Origin of the sequence: Niabella pedocola (assembly GCF_021044425.1) — a bacterium.
Taxonomy (GTDB): domain Bacteria; phylum Bacteroidota; class Bacteroidia; order Chitinophagales; family Chitinophagaceae; genus Niabella; species Niabella pedocola.
The window spans coordinates 2,717,024-2,734,806 of sequence record NZ_JAJNEC010000005.1; the positions used below are offsets into that span (position 1 = coordinate 2,717,024).

Here is a 17,783-nt window from a genome sequence, read left to right on the forward strand (position 1 = left end):
CATGCCGAAGCAAGCCCGTTTGTATTGCTGCTGTATCCTGCTGTGGCTGATGGCCATTGCCGGGCAGGCGCAACAGCCGGTAAGGGTTGCCTGTATAGGCAATTCGGTTACTTATGGATGGGGGTTAAAAGATCCTCAATCCACATCCTATCCTGCGCAGCTGCAGCGGATGCTGGGCGCTGGATATGTGGTTAAAAATTTTGGCCACAGCGGCGCCACGGTATTAAAAAACGGGCATAATCCCTATTATAAAAGCAAGGCCTTCGGCGATATGCTCGCATTCAGGCCGGATATCGCTGTCATTCACCTGGGGCTGAACGATACCGATCCCAGGAACTTTCCCGGGTACCGCGATGCATTTATGCCGGATTACAACTGGCTGATCGATACCATCAAAAAGATCAACCCGGAGGTGCGCATTTATGTCTGCAGTTTAACACCGGTGTTCACCGGGCATAGCCGGTTCCTGTCCAGTACCTTCAGCTGGTATGGGAATTTACAGGAACAGATACGCCAGATCGCAACGGCCCGTCAGCTGCCATTGATCGATCTGCACGAGGCATTGGAGCACCGGCCCGACCTGTTTACAGATGCGGCCACCCTGCATCCCGATGAAGCCGGTGCGGCCATTATCGCACAAACCGTGTACCGGTACCTCACCGGGAATTTCGGGGGGCTGCAATTACCACCGCTCTTTACCCGGGATATGATATTTCAGCGGGATGTGCCCATCCGGATTGGAGGCATGGCCAATGCGGGCACTACTGTATCCGTAACATTTATGAATGCAACGCGGCGTGCGGTAACCGGTTATGATGGTAAATGGCAGGTGGTGTTCCCGGCATCCAAAGCCGTATCAACACCGGTGGAACTGGAGATCCGTAATGAGCAAAAAACAGTCCGCCTTCAAAACATCCTCGTTGGAGATGTATGGCTCTGCTCCGGTCAATCCAATATGTATTTTCCGGTATCACAAAGTACCGGGGGCGATAGTATTTTAAACAATGCAAACCCGGCGCTCCCGTTGCGGTTGTTTCACTATAAGCCACTGGCAGAAACCGATAACCGTACATGGACGCCAGAGGAACTGACACGGGCAAACAACCTGGATTTCTTTTCCGGCAGATGGATCACAAATACGACGGCAGCAGCCTCCGGTTTTTCCGCGGTGGGTTATGTATTTGGATTGGAGATCCTGCACAGGGAGCGGGTGCCCGTTGGCCTCGTAGAAGTCGCCGTTGGCGGTTCGCCGCTGATTTCCTGGGTGAGCCGGCATACGCTCGAATCCCATCCCTTGTTTGAACCGGCGTTCAAAAACTGGAGGCAGTCTGATTACCTGTCGCAATGGTGCAGGGAACGGACTGCTGTAAATGTAAAAAACGCAAGCAGGGCAGGGCAGCGGCACCCCTATGAGCCGGCCTATAATTTTGAGGCCGCCATTGCAAAGCTGCTTCCCTTCCCCATTAAAGGCGTGCTCTGGTACCAGGGAGAAAGTGATGCCGACAATGCGGAATTGTACCAGCAATTATTTCCCGTTTTTGTAGCCGACTGGCGCAAAAAATGGCAGCAACAGTTTCCCTTTTATTATGTGCAGTTGTCCAGTATCAACCGCCCCTCCTGGAATTATTTCAGGGATGCACAACGGAAATTACTCAGTGACCTGGACCATGCCGGAATGATAGTGACCAGCGACCTGGGCGATCCGGGAAATGTACATTATAAGGATAAAATTCCGGTAGGCCTGCGCCTGGCCCGGCTGGCCCTGAACAAAACGTATCACCGCAACATCATGGCCTCCGGCCCCATGCTGCGCTCCGTTAAAAAGAACGGGCATGTGGTGGAAATCCGTTTTGATGATGCGGCGGGGTTAAGAACAGCCGATAGCAAACCGTTAAGGGGGTTTGAGCTGGTAACGGATCAGGGAGGGTTCATTCCCGCAGCGGCACAGATAAAAGATGATATAGTATTGATCCGGATCCCACAGGGCATGCGGGTAAAAAAAATAGCCTATGGCTGGGCTCCCTTTACAAGAGCCAACCTGGTAAACAAAGCGGCATTGCCGGCAAGCACATTTATTCAATCATTAAAATAAAAAATGGTGGATACACAAGCACTCATACAACTCAAAGATTTTTACACAGCGCAATTGCTGGAAGATACCCTTCCGTTTTGGTTTCCCGGGAGCATTGACACTGAATACGGCGGATATTTACTGATGCGCGACCAGGACGGATCCCTAATCGATGATGATAAAGCCGTCTGGATACAGGGGCGGGCGGCCTGGCTGCTGGCTACCCTGTATAATACCGTGGAGCCCCGGGAAGAATGGCTGGCCGCTGCAAAGAGCGGGATCGATTTCCTGAGCAGGTATTGTTTTGATACCGATGGCCGGATGTTCTTTCATATGACCCGGGACGGGCGGCCCATCCGGAAGCGGCGTTATTTCTTTTCAGAAACCTTTGCGGCCATTGCTTTTGCAGCGTATGCCAGGGCCAGCGGCGACCCCGAGGCGGCCAACCGGGCAAGAGAATTGTTCACCCTGTGTATCCGCTATGCGGAGGGGGAAGCGCCCTCGGCACCCAAGTTTACAGATACCCGTCCCGCCAAGGGAATCGGCGTACCCATGATCATGATCAATACCGCACAGCAGCTGCGGGAAACCATCGGTGATCCCCGTTGCGATACTTATATCACCAAATGGATCCGTGAAATTGAAACCCATTTTGTAAAGGACGATATCCGCTGTGTGATGGAACAGGTGGCCGCAGACGGAAGCATCATCGATCATATCGACGGCCGCACGTTAAACCCTGGTCATGCCATTGAGGGAGCCTGGTTTATTTTACATGAAGCCGTTTACCGGGATAACGATCCGCAGCTGATTGACCTGGGATGCCGCATGCTGGATTATATGTGGGAACGCGGCTGGGATACGGAACACGGCGGCATCCTGTATTTCCGGGATGTATACCATAAGCCGGTGCAGGAGTACTGGCAGGATATGAAGTTCTGGTGGCCGCATAATGAAGCCATCATTGCCACCCTGCTGGCCCACCTGGTAACTGGTAATGAAAAATATGCGGTATGGCATCGCCAGGTGCACGACTATGCTTACCGGCATTTTCATGATAAGGAAAACGGCGAATGGTTCGGTTACCTGCACCGCAACGGAAGCATTGCGCAAACGGCCAAGGGCAACCTGTTTAAAGGCCCCTTCCATCTGCCGCGCCAGGAATGGTACTGTGCCCGGGTGCTGGAAAAGTATATTAAGCAGAGGTAGAAATGGGAGATGCTACAATGACGCTTCCTTGAACAGGACGGGTGCCGTGTTATGCGGCCCCCCGGCCTGTTCAGGAGCATTACCGTTTTCTCCTGCTTTTTCAGATCGGAAGAGGAACGGTCATTCCTTCAAAAAAACGGATGGAGATCCGCGCTTACCCGTGGCTATATAGTTGTACGATGCTCCGGCCCATTGGGGGTGTCAAAATCTGAAATTGCATCCCACCTGGGCAAAAAAAGGTAATATAGGTTTGCTCTTGAAGTCCTGGGCCAGCACATTACCGCCTTTTAAGGTAAGATCATACCGCTGAAACGAAATACCGGTTTGCAGTCCGTAGTAAAAATTCCCGCCGGTAGCGGGCTCAAACCAGCCGTCTTTTACATCCCTGTATTCATTTTTATATTGATTACTGTGTTTGAAATGGGTCGCAATGGCTTTGTCAAGACCGGCTTCGGCACCTGCAAACCAACGCGGACGATAATAGCCGATGGTGCCCGAAACATCAACACCCCAGTTGGCCAGGCGCACCAGGTCGTTTTCATACCTGCGGAAAATACCCTGGGCTTTAACGGCAAACCGGAAATGGTCGAGTTTTATCAGCGGGATCTGTCCGCCGATTTTTGTTTTGAAATCATCGGTCAGTGTGCCGCCGGAAGGAAAGGAATACTCCGCCGTTACCAGCAGCGGAAATGAATTCACCGGCAGTTTATAGCTGTATCCCACACCAAATACGAGTCCGTATTCTGCCCCCGCAAAAGTGTGGATCAGTTGTTTGCTTTTATTCAGGCTGCTCCAGTTAAGGGTTTGGGCATGCAGGGTGGTAACGGTTAACAACAGCGTAACGATAAAGATATTTAAGAGCGCATACTTTTTCATAATGAAAGGTTTGATGAGGTATTGTTTTATTTACTGGAGGGTGTTGAGATATGCAAGGATTTGCGGCAGGGTGGTCTTGGTCCAGGCTTCCGGATTGGTAATGATGCCATCATGCCCCACACCAGGTACCTTAACCCGGTTCACAGAAGGGTAAACCGCTGTTATTTTCTGTGCCCATGACTCCGGGTAGGCTTTATTTTTTTCACTGAAGAAAAAAAGCACCGGCTTTTTGAATTGTTCCAGGCCGGCGGAGAAATCGCTTTTATTATGCTCGCCAACTTCAAAAAGAGCATCCATGATCACGGCCCCATCCCTCCATGAAATGGCGGGGTCAAAGGACCCTTCACCTGTGATGTCGTTTTTGGAACTTAACATCGACATCTTATAATCCAGAATTTCATGCTGGTCTTCCTTGCCACTGATAAACTGGTCGATATAGGAAGCGTCATTCAACACCTCGCTCCATAATTTCATCGACCTTGATTTTTTTACATAGTCGGTTACATCCTTCCATTTCAGTCCACCGGGTTCACAAAGGATCAGGCCCCGAACAAGGCCTGGGTATTTTCCGGTAAAACCGGATGCCAGCATGGCGCCCCAGGAATGTCCGAGCAGTACTACCTGCTGATCAGGGCGGGTGCGGTAGTGTTCAATAACCGACTTCAATTCTTCGTACATCTGGTCGATGGCTTTTTCGCCCAGCTCCGTATACGCCTTTTTGGGGAGCCGTTGCGAAAGACCGGAACCGCGCTGGTCATAGAATACCACCCGGTATCCGTTGGCTGCAAGATCCTTGCAAGGCAGCAGATACCGGTAGTCGGCTCCAGGACCACCATGCAGGGCAACGATCATTGTGGCCCCGAACGGTCCGTACGCTTCTGAATGCAGGATGTAGTTGTTTACTTTAATAGAAGGCAGGCCCGGATCCTGATCGGCCGTTTTAGCTACCAGGTTGCCGGCACCGGTAAGGGTACGGTCCTTTGTGGAACAGGCCACCAGGAAGAGCACAAAAAGAAGTGCAGAAACATTGCTTTTAAAAATCATACATTATGGTTTTGAAAATTTGAGTCTCAAAGATGAAGAAGGCCCGCTGCGCGAGCGCTCCATCAGGAGAGATGATACTCAACAGTTTTTTTTACAACTGATTTGTAACCAGTGATGTATGAGTGTTGATACCTTTTCGTTGAAGATTGATACCTTAGATATTTGAATGTTCTACCTGTTTTTGATACTCGGTTGGGGTAATACCCATGCATTTTTTAAAATTCCGGTTGAAGGAGGCTTTTGAATTAAAGCCGCACTCAAAGGCCAGCGAAAGCAATGTGTATTTTTTATTGGAACTGTCGGCCAGCAGTTCCAGAAATGCTGCTACCCGAAGGGTATTGATATAATCATAAAAATTCTGGTCGCCGGTGGTATTGATCACCTGCGACAGGATATTGGGATGCACCTGGAGCCGCTCGCTCAGGCGGCTCAGGGTTAATTCGGGATCCGTATACAGGCGTTCCTTTTCCATCAGTTGTTTCAGATCGGCCTGGATCTTTTCCAACGCATCCGGACCAAGCCTGGATTTCTGGTATTTTTTGTTTGCTGCTTTTGGTATTGCTGTGGGGGCGGTTTCAGGTGTTTCTAAAAGATCCGGACCGGTAATCTGTGCAGCAGCCGGCGGCAACACTGTTTCCTCCGGGCTGTTCAGAATGCCCACCTGCTTGATTCCGAAGTAACCGATAAACAGGATAAAAAAGACGACCACTGTATAAATGGCAGCCTCATCGCCCCAGATCACAATCGCCCAAATAATGCCGATACCGGCAATAAGGTACCGCAGCCAGTTCAGGTTGATCTTTTCCGTATCAGCGTATTGCTCCAGGATCCGTTTCCGGTGTTTTTTTAACAGCAATAGCGACAGGAAAATATAGGTAATGCCGGATAGAATAATTGCGGTGAATATGTATACGGTCTCGGTTTCATAACCCCTGCCTTCATGTTCGTATACATAAATTTTATGGATGCCGGGCAAGCTTAAAAAACCGGATAAGCAGATATAAAGGGCCAGAAATGGCAAAAAATGCCAGAACCAGCGATTTTTTGGAGGAAACTGGTTGGTGAGGGCTGCGGTATATAAGTATAAAAAGGGCCCGTGTGCAAGCGGCAACGGAATGCCGAGGCCAAGCAGGAAGGGCCACTCCAGGTATCTTTTGGTAAGTACGGTGTAGAATAAAAACAAATGCAGCCCCAGTAAGAACAGCCATGCCGCCAATATATAATCAGCCCCTGTCTTCCTTTTTTTGGTGAGCAAAAGCGAAGACAGGAAAAAAGTAATAATAATACCTGTTAGATAAACAATAGTCAAAATAATGATCCGGTTAAAAGCAGCGCAAAAATAGCAGAAAGCACGGTTATGAAGTTATAGTGCGTGCCGATGCTTTGCTGGAATTGCGAAAGTCACAGGATTGAATGATCTCCGTTTTATTTAAAGAGAAGAGGAGGTGTGAGGTTTCCGGAATTTAATTACATATGAACTGATTGCTTTTATATTGGTGATCGATTATGAGCGGGTATATTACTATTTTGTCTTTTTAAGACAAACCGGCAACCACAACGTCTGCGTGGGAATTGGTCCGGATACCCGAATGCTGCGGAGCATGGACCCACATGTCGCTAAAATTGACCGGTTGACCGGGTGTGACTTTAGCCAGTTTACATACGTATTGCATAAGGTTTATTCTTCTAACTGATGTATGCTCCACGCCGTACATCGTAAATCAATCCTTTTTCACAAAGGTCGAGAAATGCTGATTTGGGGCAATTCTTCTTGGTGCCGGGCTATCACCAAAGATCTGTAATGTAACTTCTTCCCATGCCCTCACCGGGCTTAAATCTTTATCAATTCTCAGCTTACGTACTGCACTGAGTGCTGTCTCCCGTATTTATTTACCTTTTTCACATGCAGTGTATATTTTCGATAAAGCACATTCCTGATCTCTACAGAATTGAAGATGAGCACTAAAATGCGTGTTAACAATGTAGTTTTCGGTTGCGCTGTCAGCCTGTGTTCTTTCAAACACATAAGCAGCTTACCGGAAAGTAATAAACCGGGGCGTTATATAATCCAGTACCTCCTTGCAGGTAAACCAGCATACCAGCGCAATACCAATCGTTACTATCGTAATGAGTATGCTGATAGCTGTTCCGGGACTTGGATAATGCTTACGAAATAAAATGCGAAAATGTACAAAGCCTAGTATAATGTACAAGCCGCTAAAGAACAGGATAACGGTAAAAGAACGGATAAAATACAGCAAGAGGAGCTTCCCTGTGGAAAGATCCATGTCGCTGTAAGACTTGGCTGCCTGGAACAGTGCAGGTGCATTTGCCGACGCCAGGAACAGGACACCCGAAAGTACAACGGCGGCCACTAATAGCTCCGCATGATCCATGCCGTTATAAGGCCGCTTCATCATCTTCAGCCGCCGTAATAAAAACAACGTGCTATAAAAAAGAATATAGGTCTGGAATAATAGCAGTAGCAAAATGATTCCAAAGTGTGTCGGTAAAAAATGGTTCATGATGATCTTGGTTTTATTGAATCAGGGTAATATTCCAGTAATGGATGTTGGATAGAGATGCGGGCAGTTCTCCCGGTCCGAACTTTTTGGAAGTGGTTTCCCACAGGTAATAACTTTTTTTATCAATAGATATTCCAACGGCATTGCCGGGGGGCGGCTTGTCAAACGCCACTGCAATAACCGCATGTTTATAGTAGTTGCTGGTCATTAGTGCTACCGGGTAACCCAATTCGCCCAATACGCTATACAGGAATAGTGCCCGGGTATCACAGTCTCCTTTCAGGTCTGCCAGAAACTCAGCGGGTGATTGTACCCCGAATTTTGAATAGCCCTTGCAGCAATCCGTTTTGCAGGTTGCAAGATATTGGTTGATGTAGGTATCGTTATAACTGTCGGAGCAGGATCGGTCTACGACCAGCGCATAGGGAATGGATTGTATACAGGACAGGATCATCGACGCTGTTTGTGACCGGTTGAGTTTTTTTGCCTTTGCCAGCGCGCCAAAAGCCAGGACCGCTGGCTTTATGGCATCCTGGTCGGTGGCCAGCATCTGGCTGTATACCCCACCGATACCGAGCGATGCGTATTGCTGTTCATTCATCTGGCGGTGAGCCCGGGCCGACTGGTGCCACTGAGATGACCGTACAGACAGCTGGATGGTATATACGCTATCGTTCCGGTCCTGCCAGCGAAGTGTATGGGTGATCAATGTATCTGCCGGCATATCGGGGTGTTGAATGGGTTCTTTTTTTGAACGGATGTTGTCCAGCCTTGTATGGGCACCAGCCGATGGGCGATGCGTTTGCTGCTGAAGCATGGCGCCGATGGTTAACAGAAAGACAGCGCCCAACAGGAATGCAAGTACCCAATGAAATCCTTTGCCGGCTTTTTCGGTCATCCATACAAGCAGTAAGGGCAGCAGCAATATCCCGGCAAGGATCAGTATAATGGCGAATAAAGGTGGCCAGATAAGACCTGCAACCAGTAATAGGAGGAGCCACCACCAATCAGAATACAATGGTGCCGGTGTGGTATAAACAGGTGTTGTTTTTGATGAGTACGCATAAGGCCGGCTTTTTTGGGGCACCCGCCGCCATTCGGTCCAGCGGGTGTCGCAGTTTTCGGTGTATTGCTCTTCCCTTGTAAAGACCTGTCCGCCTTCTGTTTTTGTTTCAACGCGCCCGGTGGTACCAACACAGGCTGTATAGGTTTCTGTGACCTCCTCTTCATAGCGGTGCAATACATAGGCAAACAACTCCCCACGCAGGGTTCCGAAACTGTACTGTTCATGTTTCGTAATGCCGTCAAGTCGCGGATCTTTTATCCGGATGTCATAGAGGTCGAGCTGGTAATAGGTCTCCTTACCGGCCGTAACGATTTTGCAACAGACCGGTTGTCCGATAGGTGTTGTAAATATATCGGTGCCGGAATACATCCGCTGATATTCATCGGGTGCCTCTTTTGCATAGATATCGGGTGCGGATATGGTTACCAGTATTTCTGTAGGTGTAATTGTAAAGCAGGTTTCCCATTGTCCGGCGTAATGTTCAACAAGATCTGGCATACCCTGGAATTTTGCTTCAATGACACCCTGCACATAAATTTTTCTTTCGTGGATAACGGTGTAAGTGCGGGTCTTTGTTTCCTGGTGAGGGTTCCGGGCATGGGTAGCCTTTTTAGTGTTAAGGGAATCCTGTGATGCTTCTTCCTTTTTTTGACGGGTGCGGTAGCTGTCATAAACGGCACGGGATGTGGGATCACCCAGCATTTCATAGGCTTCATTGATGTCCTTAAAATGATCCTCCGCATCAGGGTTACCGGGATTTTTGTCGGGATGATAGCGTTTGGCAAGACGGCGGTAGGAAGCGCGAAGTTCTTCCGGCGTAGCCTGCTCCGGTACCTCCAATATGCGGTAATAATCTTTCTTGTAGTCCATCGCAGTTCGGATTGCTATCAGTTGTCAAGATACTTTTGAACAAAATCATTCGTGTTGCCGGCAACTGGCGGCTTTTTGCGAATGGTATTGAAAGGCGGATCGATGTACCGGGAGAAAATCGTAACGGACCGATCCCATAATTTTTTGTAATGCATGGTAAAAGCCTGGTAGGCATCCGTGACCAGTTTCCTTTCGAACGCTTTTTTTTGCTGGTAATAATGGTGGTCGCCGGAAATAACATAAATCAACAGACCCGGAAGTATAAAGAGCAGCACGATGATAATGACCAATAGCCGGGATAGCGGATAACTTCCGTTCACCCTTTTTATCCGGTACAGGAAGAAGCTGTTTGCTGCAATGGTGCATGCGGCTGTAGATTCGAGTGCCTGGGTTTTGATCTGCATTGCCTGTAAACTGCGATCGATCCTGGCCATCTGGTCATCGTATATGGTTGTGCCGGATTGCTGCTTTTGCTGGTTATAATAATGGTACCGGGTTAAAAGTTTTTTTGTTTCTTTTTCTGTTAGCCCGGATATGCGGGTGGTATGCGTGTTCAACAGTTGCTGCTTATAGTGGGCTACGTCTGTTGAAAGTCGGGTTGCATATAACAGGATGATCAATGGTTGTGCGATCAGGAACCCCATAAACGCAATAAAGCCGATGCGTATGATATCTGAAAAGTTCAGCTTTTTTTTATGCTTCCGGTCTTCTTTAGAGAAGGTATTCAGCAGGAAAATGTAAATGCAGATAAACAGTAAAGAAAAAAATATCGCGAGCATGGTTTCCACCGCAACGGAATGAAATAAAAGTTCGATGGCATAAAAGATACTGACGCAGGTTAGTAACAGGATTGCAATGATGAGCAATGTGGCGGCATAGAAGCGCTTTAAAATGCCGGCACTGCGCATCAGATCCTGTTCTGCTCCCAGCAGTTTTACAAGACTTCTTTGGGAGGCAAAACCACGTGGTTTGCTGCCGTTGCTCATGGCGTTACATCATTGTGCGGTACCTTGCTTTCGGCTACGAATGCTTCCGGGTTGGCCACAATACTTTCTTTCTTTTTTTCTTTCCAGTGTTCAAGGGCGGCTGCACTTAACTGACTTTGTGCTTCCAGTAAGGCGATTTTTTCTTTTAGCAGCCGGATCACCTGGTGCTGAACCACCTTGTCTCTTTCATGCCCTTGTTGATCCTGATAAAAATTGTGTTGTATTTCAATACCGCTTTCTGCCTTGATCAGCTCTTTGATGTTCTCTTCCATATAGTCATATGGACTTTTGATGAGCATCAACTTAAAGAAGATCGGTGTGAGTTCAATTGCCATAAAGAGCAAGGTAATGAACCAGGAGATCGCCGGACCTGATATCTCGTGCCCGATTTTTATGCGTTCCAGCAATCCATCCAGCCCGGCGGCATATTTTTCGCTTTGATTCAGAGCGGCCGCACGCCGGTCTTCAATGGCTTCTTTTTCTTTTTTTACACGCAGATAATCGGGGTTTGCCTCTAATGCTTTTATTTCTGCTGCCAGGCCATCCATTTGCTGTTTAATGGCCAGGGCACGGGGCCCAACGGTAACCAGGCGGGCTTCTTCGATATAGTTCTGTTCAAGCGTTTGGTACCGGCTTCGCTTATTGCTCAGCTCCATTTCTATTTTTTCAATCTCTTTGTCCTTTTTGACAAGTTCACTATTGAATACAGAATCGGTTTTAGCTTTGTAGACCTGCTGCTGTTCAATCTGCTTTTCATGCAGTTTAATATCGATTTCTGTTTTGAACATCCGGATCTCGACGGGTTTTGAAATGGTCATCGCAATGATTGCACCCATCAGCAATCGGGGTAACGCTCCTTTGAGTTCTTTCCCGGTAATGTCTTCGGTTCCGTCGCCTTTTCCGGTACTGGAAATAATAAACCGGTCGATATTGAAAATGATCAGTCCCCATATGATACCAAATATCACGGCCTTGGCCATGGTTGGAAGATCCGTAATGTCGTGATTTCCTCCAATAGCGGCTGTTGTTTTAAATGAATCAATGGCGTTTCCCCTTGGCTCGAAGATCGTATAGAATGCATAGCCGCCTGCCAGTCCGGCCATCAGACCGGTCGCTACAATGATGCCTCCAAGACACAGGTATTTTACCTGGTCACCGTAGGTACTCCGTTCCAGGATATAGCGGTCGGCGCCGGCTGCTTTCCAAAAAAGGCGCATGATGCGCGAAGATTTGGGGCTTTGATAAAAATCACGAGACATAGTCATTAAATTGAGATGAATTAAAGGAGATATTGAAATCGGTTATTTGGAGGTTTAGTAGAAGTCGGGGGTATAATGGTTTTAACCGGATGGTTGTGTTGGCAAATGCAGGCGGCGCAACTCGGATATTGAAAGGCGGCTCATTGGAAAAATAAGCATCAAGATACCGGCGCATTTGCGGATTCACCGGCAGGTTTTTGAGATCAATGACTTTTTTAGCAGAACGCCAGGTGCTCTTTATTACGATTTCGACCCCGGTCGTGGTAGAGGGCAACGTATAAACGGCGGCGCCTGCAGAGCGTCGGTCTGAATGTTTACCCGGCCGGATATGCAGTCTGTTTGCATGCATCGTTTCCCAGCTGATCAACAATAATCGTTTATTTTCTAAAATGAGATCGATATAATCCAGGTGACGGAATGCCGGCCTGCGGAAGTTGAAGCACTGCTTTATCTTCTTTGCGCAACTATAAAGGAACCGTTTCATTTTTAAAGTTGTTTTAAAGCCTGTTGTTTTTGACAGTACACTAATCCTCCCATCTGCAAAGTGTCCGGTTGCTATTCTCTGCACTGTCCAATGTGGTTGCGATGATGCGGTAATTGCAGTTTTTTAAACCCCTGCAATGTTCATTGTAATGATACCAGGTGGCCGTATTGCTGTCGCAGATATATACGGTGGTGGGGGTGCAGCTGTTGCTGTTGAGGATGAAAACGGCTAAAAGAATGGATTTCATTTTCGGACTGTAACCTGTTTATAATAGAAATATGTTTGGTTTTTTCAGTCCGTTAGCCCCTGGCTGGCTGGCCGGTTCCATGATGGGCTATAATCCTGGCGGAGCAATTGGCATGGCTTAAAGTTTATAATGGTTATAAATAAGGAACCTGTTATCGAAAGGCGTTTTCATGGCGCAACGGCCGCTGGTATATGGAGATTTTGGTTACCTGGTTGCGGAATCTATATATAGGTTTTGTTCCCGTTGCGGTTGATATAATAACGCCCGCCCCTTGGACCGGTATAAATTTTATGCCCGTTATAATATTCTCCGTCATCAGCCTCGATACTTTTTGTTTTGCGGGCCTTGCTTTTTTTGGGGGTGACGGTTTTTTGTGTGCTGGCTTTTTTTTGGGATTGTGCATGCAGGGGCGTTGTACCGAACGCAGTGACCAATAACAGGAGCAGCAGTATTTTTTTTATTTGCATGGTTTACACTTTAAATCGATATGAAAATGAACAGGAGCATAAATGCCGAAATCCCGGCTAAGAAAAAAAGGAATAGGATGCAGCCCTGTGGCGCGCTGTTTGGAATAGCACGTTTCTTCGGTTGTTTAGCAATAGCCTTCCCGATTTTATAACTCGTTTTGAAAGCGGTATTTAAAATTTTCATACCGCTTTTTGATTTTTTCCTCCAGGGATCGTAGTATCCTTTTGCCATGGATCAAAAGTATAGCGGCAGCAAGACTGTTTTTTACGGAAAACCGTAAAGTGACGGATTTTTTTAAATAAATTGTTGAACGTTTTCAAAGAGGAGCAGGACACTATATAAATGGCTCATAGCGAATCTTCCGGCTGTTGTCCTGCGTGCATCCCGCAGCGGCGCATATGCGTCAGGTACAGGTTGCCATCAGGAGCTGCGGAACAGCGCTGATCCTGTTAGCGGTAACCAGCTCACCGCCCAGCTGCGGCCGGGAAGGTGTGCAGCACTTCGGGTTACAAAGATGAGCGGCGTAATGCCCTTTGTTGGCTCCGGTTAAATAATGCGCATCTTCACGCAATGCGCAATCAGCTGCTCGTTGGTGCTGCAGTCCAGGGCATCTTTGATGGTGTTCAGCCGCTTTTCAATACTGCTGAGTCCCGATGGTTTGATGTTGTTTTTTTTCAGGTATGCGGAGATCTCATGCTGCCGCTTTCCATTCGCCATTAACGTCAGGATGGTAATATCAAATGCATCAAGTTCATAAGTATTCTTCTGCTTTTGTTGCTGTACAAATTGCTGCGGAAAATAACGCCGGTTGGCTGCAATCTGTTCCAGGGCCAGCTTCAGCTCCCGGGCATCATTACGGCCCTTGTATACATACCCGTCAATATCTTCTTTCTGGAAGAGTGCTTCAATAGTGGACGGTTTTCCGGTGGCCGAAAATACCAGGATCTTCAGGTCGGGCTGTATATTCCGGGCGGCCGCAATCAGCGCTTCTCCGCTGCTGATCTTTTGTTGACGGTGATCTTCCTCGAAATGAAGATCGGTGATCAGCAGGTCGTAGGAGGCGTTGGCCTGCAGTGCTTTTTCAATGCGCAGCAGCGCGTCGTCACAATAGTACACATAATCCGGGTTGGGAATGTGCAGCTCTTCCAGTGTTTTTTGTATAGACAGGTTGACGGTTTCGTAGTCTTCAGCGATCAATATTTTTTGAATCATATGGGTTATGCAGTTGGGATATACAGTTGAATTTTCATGCCTTCCGATGTTTCGGTGTCAAAGCTAATGCGTCCGCCCATACCGGCAATACGGGATTCCGTATTCCGGAGCCCGTTACCATAGCGGAAATCCGGAGCGGCACCTACCCCGTCATCGGTGTATTGAACCGTTAGTGTTTTCTGCTGCAGGAGAAACCGGATGACCACATTTCCGGCCCGGCTGTGTTTTTTCATATTCACCATTAGTTCCTGCAGGATCTGTGTCAGTTCTTTTTTAATACCCGGTTTTACCGCGCTCCAAAGTTCTTTGGAGTTGCCCACGATCAATACCCGGGTATCGGCCGAGCTGAAAGAGGAAAGCAATGCTGCGAGCGATTCATTAAAGGGGAGGGGGGCTTTTTCTTCCGGCTGCTCATAGGAAATATTGCGGGATTGCTCATAGAGATGGGTGAGGTCGTCCAGCAATTGTTCCTTTCCGCCGGTTTTATCATGATCCACTTTCGATATGACGTGGTAAAGCCCGTTGGCCACCACATCGTGTACTTTTTGGGAGGTTCTTAACTGCTGTTCGCGGATGGCCCGTTGTTTTTGTTTCCGGTACCACCAGAAACCGGTAATGGTGAGTACAAGTATGCTCAGCAGCAGGATCCATTGCCCGACGATCTGTACCTTTTTTTCCGCATTGTCTTTTTGTAATACCAGGTTATCGGCCTTGCTTTTTTCCGTTTCATAGCGGATGAGCGCAAATTGGTTTTTATCCGTATTGCGGCTGGTTTGCATACTGTCATTTAAAAACCGGTAACGGTTAAAATAGCCCTTTATAAGTTCAGGTGGGCCAAATGTTATGAGTTTCCGTAGTGCCAGCAATTCATCGCCGGGGTTGGCCGGCTGTTGCGTCAGGAGATACATTTTGTTGGCATAGAATAAGGCAGAATCCGGACGCGAGCGGGCGTAGTAGTCGGATAAATGCGCATAGCTGGCACTTAGGCCCGAGGCATCTTTGTTGCTTTCCCGTACCTGCAGGGCGGCCCGCAATTCGGGCAGCGGGTTATACGTCGAATCCCGGAGCCGTTTGGTATTGGCCATATTGGTCAAAACCCGGGCATATTCCGCCGGGTTATTTTTGCTTTCCTCAAGGATCGATTGGTAGATTGAAAGCGCTTGTTCGTATTGTCTTAGCCGTTGGTAAGCCAGTGCCTTATTGTTTAAGGCCGTTATTCTGTCGGAGTCTTTTGCAAATTTTAATGCGTGATTGGAATAACCTAGAGAGGTTTCATATTTTCTGAGCGTGATATTGGTGTATGCCAGTTCATTATAAACCGATGAAAGCGCACGCCGGTCACTATATTTTTTTTCATTCAGGAATTTCAGTGCCTGCAAAGAGGTCTCCTGGCTGCCAAAAGGGTCTGCGGCCTTCGATAGTAGGATGGCCATGTTGGCATAGGCTCTTCCGATCAGCAGACTGTCACCGGGGCTGGTAGCTACTTTATTAAAATAATAAAAAGCCGAGTCTTTGTTTGTTTTAATAAAATTTGTAGCCTTCTGAAAGTCCGTAGACGGGGGAACGGGCTTTGCCTTGGGAGGGGTGTTGCACCCGGAGAAGATGGCCGAAATGAACAGGAACAATAAGGGCTTTAAATAGTTCAAGACAGTTATTTTGCTTAAAAATAATACGAGTTTAATAAAAACAAAAAAATAAGGCAGGACGAATGCCTGCCTTATTAATGATGACCCGGTTATTTTACTGGAGGAAGGGGCCGTGGTAACGGGGGAATATGCCCGCCATCTCCGGAGGGGTCCGAGGTATCGGCCCGAACGGTTATCTGCAATTTGCTGAGGTCGGTTTTTGCGCTCGCTTTAATAACAGGTGTAGAATGACTGGGCGATAATGCCATCAGAAAAGCTATAAACAATGTGATCATTTTTAAGTATTTAAAATGTTTGGTAATACTGCAGCCGGTATCCGGCGCAGCGATTTAAGCCACGTAAGAAGCGCTTCTTACATTGTTTGGGAAGGGGTGGGAGATTGGATTGCGGAAGCTTCTAAACGCTTCCCAAACCGGTTATCGACTGCCGCTTTCGCTGCTCCCGGAAATCAGTTCTGTACAGGAACATCTCTTAGCAAGGGAGATGGGCAACTGATTCTGGAAACAAAGATAGATCGATGTAACAGGCTGATTGTTAGATGATTCCGGTAATTCCGGTCTTTCCGTTTCGAATTCCAGGGATTCCGGAAATGCCGGCGGAATTCCGAAAAATCCGTTAGTTTTATCGGACAATTGTTGCCAATGTTTGCTGATTACACAAAACTGGTTCTGCTGGATTATGAAAAAAAGAGGGCGGAAAATGCACTCTCGCTGCGACTGATTCATCCAAGTCCGGCTAAGCTTCGGGAAGAGTGTTTTTATGTTCGGAGTCGGGGCTATGAAAAGAAAAAAGATGAAGTGGCATTAGTCGGGTTCTTTGGCGATGATATGGCGAATATTTTGAATACCATAAAGCGATTTGACATTGACAAGTTCAGACCCCTGAACAATTTTCTTAAAAAACCGGAGATTAATACCGATCAAAAAAATATTGAGTTACTGGCCTGGTTAATCGATTTTGAGCTACGGCCGTTTGAATTGGGCAGACTGTATGAAGTACCGGAAGAAGCGGTTGAGGACTTGAAGACAGCAGAAGCGAGGAATAAAGAAGCAGCAGATGAAGCAAATCCAGTAGAAGGGACTGCGCCTGCAGAGGAGCAGGAGCTAACAGATCCCGATCCGGGGGAAAACATGGAAACGGAAAAAAAGGACGGGATGCGAGAAGGGCCGGATCAACCCGAAGCACCGGCCCCGGAGGCCGGAACAATAAAGGATCCGGTTGCGGTTGAAACACCCGGCACTTCGGAACAAGCGGAGCCGGATAAAGGATCGCCGATGGGAGTTGCTATACCGAAGCCGGAGTTGCGGAAACCCGGATCTGTTTTTAAAAGAGGATTGGCTGTTTTAGCCATAACATTATTTGCAGTAGCGGGATTTTGGATTTACCGGGGCGGAAAGAAGGAACCGGAACCCATTCCCATGGGCCAGGCGCTGCCGGCAAATAATGCCTGTATGCGCTGGACGGGCGATCATTACGAACAAATTCCCTGTAGAGGAACTACGGGTGACACACTGGTGGAACCGCTGGATCCGGAAAAGATCCGTTCGTTTAAAAAGATCACCCGACCGGATACCATCACCCGGCAATCGAAGGGATCGGTTTGGTATGTGAAAATTAATAAGGGGAAGGAGATTGAATTTTATACTTCGGATGGGTTTCACCCAATCGACCGGCAGCTGCGGTTAAAACCGGTTACCGATTATATTATTGAGAAACATCTTCACCTGGCGCAGGCACAAAACACAGGTAACTGATTTCCGGTTTCCGTAGGTACTGTCCGATAAGCATAAATATAATAGCTGGTTAGCATAAGGTTGCTC

Annotated in this window: 15 protein-coding genes and 1 pseudogene; 3 read left to right on the plus strand and 13 right to left on the minus strand. The window is 47.8% G+C overall.

All coding sequences use genetic code 11. The features are described from left to right. Position 1: 1 nt before the first annotated feature. Both LQ567_RS18685 and LQ567_RS18690 read left to right on the plus strand, forming a co-directional pair. Positions 2-2,092 carry a GDSL-type esterase/lipase family protein gene (locus tag LQ567_RS18685; protein ID WP_231007065.1) on the plus strand — a complete coding sequence of 697 codons (2,091 nt, stop codon included), beginning with the start codon at positions 2-4 and terminating at the stop codon, positions 2,090-2,092. Between the two features lie 3 nt (positions 2,093-2,095). Beyond that, positions 2,096-3,280 (plus strand): AGE family epimerase/isomerase, encoded by a 1,185-nt coding sequence (locus tag LQ567_RS18690; RefSeq protein WP_231007067.1) that lies wholly within the window; start codon positions 2,096-2,098, stop codon positions 3,278-3,280. 201 nt (positions 3,281-3,481) lie between these two features. Here LQ567_RS18690 and LQ567_RS18695 read toward each other — a convergent pair whose 3' ends face one another. The 13 genes and pseudogenes from LQ567_RS18695 to LQ567_RS18750 form a co-directional block, all read right to left on the minus strand. Further along, positions 3,482-4,156, minus strand: a complete 675-nt coding sequence (locus tag LQ567_RS18695; RefSeq protein WP_231007070.1) for a hypothetical protein — start codon at positions 4,154-4,156, stop codon at positions 3,482-3,484. A gap of 30 nt (positions 4,157-4,186) precedes the next feature. Beyond that, entirely contained in the window at positions 4,187-5,200 is a 1,014-nt protein-coding gene (locus tag LQ567_RS18700) for an alpha/beta fold hydrolase (RefSeq protein WP_231007072.1), read from the minus strand. A 154-nt stretch (positions 5,201-5,354) separates the two neighbouring features. Continuing rightward, complete coding sequence (locus tag LQ567_RS18705) at positions 5,355-6,509, minus strand: helix-turn-helix domain-containing protein (RefSeq protein ID WP_231007074.1); 1,155 nt, start codon at positions 6,507-6,509, stop codon at positions 5,355-5,357. Between the two features lie 377 nt (positions 6,510-6,886). After that, positions 6,887-6,964: pseudogene (locus LQ567_RS26320) on the minus strand (DUF6979 family protein); the annotation flags it as partial. A 269-nt stretch (positions 6,965-7,233) separates the two neighbouring features. Then, entirely contained in the window at positions 7,234-7,725 is a 492-nt protein-coding gene (locus LQ567_RS18710) for a hypothetical protein (RefSeq protein WP_231007089.1), read from the minus strand. A 13-nt stretch (positions 7,726-7,738) separates the two neighbouring features. Then, positions 7,739-9,661, minus strand: a complete 1,923-nt coding sequence (locus LQ567_RS18715; RefSeq protein WP_231007099.1) for a J domain-containing protein — start codon at positions 9,659-9,661, stop codon at positions 7,739-7,741. A 17-nt stretch (positions 9,662-9,678) separates the two neighbouring features. Further along, positions 9,679-10,647 (minus strand): DUF4407 domain-containing protein, encoded by a 969-nt coding sequence (locus tag LQ567_RS18720; protein ID WP_231007102.1) that lies wholly within the window; start codon positions 10,645-10,647, stop codon positions 9,679-9,681. Continuing rightward, positions 10,644-11,906 (minus strand): DUF4407 domain-containing protein, encoded by a 1,263-nt coding sequence (locus LQ567_RS18725; protein WP_231007104.1) that lies wholly within the window; start codon positions 11,904-11,906, stop codon positions 10,644-10,646. The genes LQ567_RS18720 and LQ567_RS18725 overlap by 4 nt, the downstream gene beginning before the upstream one ends. A 524-nt stretch (positions 11,907-12,430) precedes the next feature. After that, positions 12,431-12,637, minus strand: coding sequence for a hypothetical protein (locus LQ567_RS18730; RefSeq protein WP_231007106.1), 207 nt, complete (start codon positions 12,635-12,637; stop codon positions 12,431-12,433). Positions 12,638-12,858: 221 nt separating this feature from the next. Then, positions 12,859-13,104: a hypothetical protein gene (locus LQ567_RS18735; protein ID WP_231007107.1), complete on the minus strand. Its 246-nt coding sequence runs from the start codon at positions 13,102-13,104 to the stop codon at positions 12,859-12,861. A 10-nt stretch (positions 13,105-13,114) separates the two neighbouring features. Next, positions 13,115-13,336 (minus strand): hypothetical protein, encoded by a 222-nt coding sequence (locus LQ567_RS18740; protein WP_231007109.1) that lies wholly within the window; start codon positions 13,334-13,336, stop codon positions 13,115-13,117. Positions 13,337-13,651: 315 nt separating this feature from the next. Further along, positions 13,652-14,317, minus strand: coding sequence for a DNA-binding transcriptional response regulator (locus tag LQ567_RS18745; protein ID WP_231007112.1), 666 nt, complete (start codon positions 14,315-14,317; stop codon positions 13,652-13,654). 5 nt (positions 14,318-14,322) lie between these two features. Continuing rightward, complete coding sequence (locus LQ567_RS18750; RefSeq protein ID WP_231007113.1) at positions 14,323-15,963, minus strand: tetratricopeptide repeat-containing sensor histidine kinase; 1,641 nt, start codon at positions 15,961-15,963, stop codon at positions 14,323-14,325. A 641-nt stretch (positions 15,964-16,604) separates the two neighbouring features. Here LQ567_RS18750 and LQ567_RS18755 point away from each other — a divergent pair. Further along, positions 16,605-17,717, plus strand: coding sequence for a hypothetical protein (locus LQ567_RS18755; protein WP_231007115.1), 1,113 nt, complete (start codon positions 16,605-16,607; stop codon positions 17,715-17,717). The last annotated feature ends 66 nt before the right edge of the window (positions 17,718-17,783 follow it).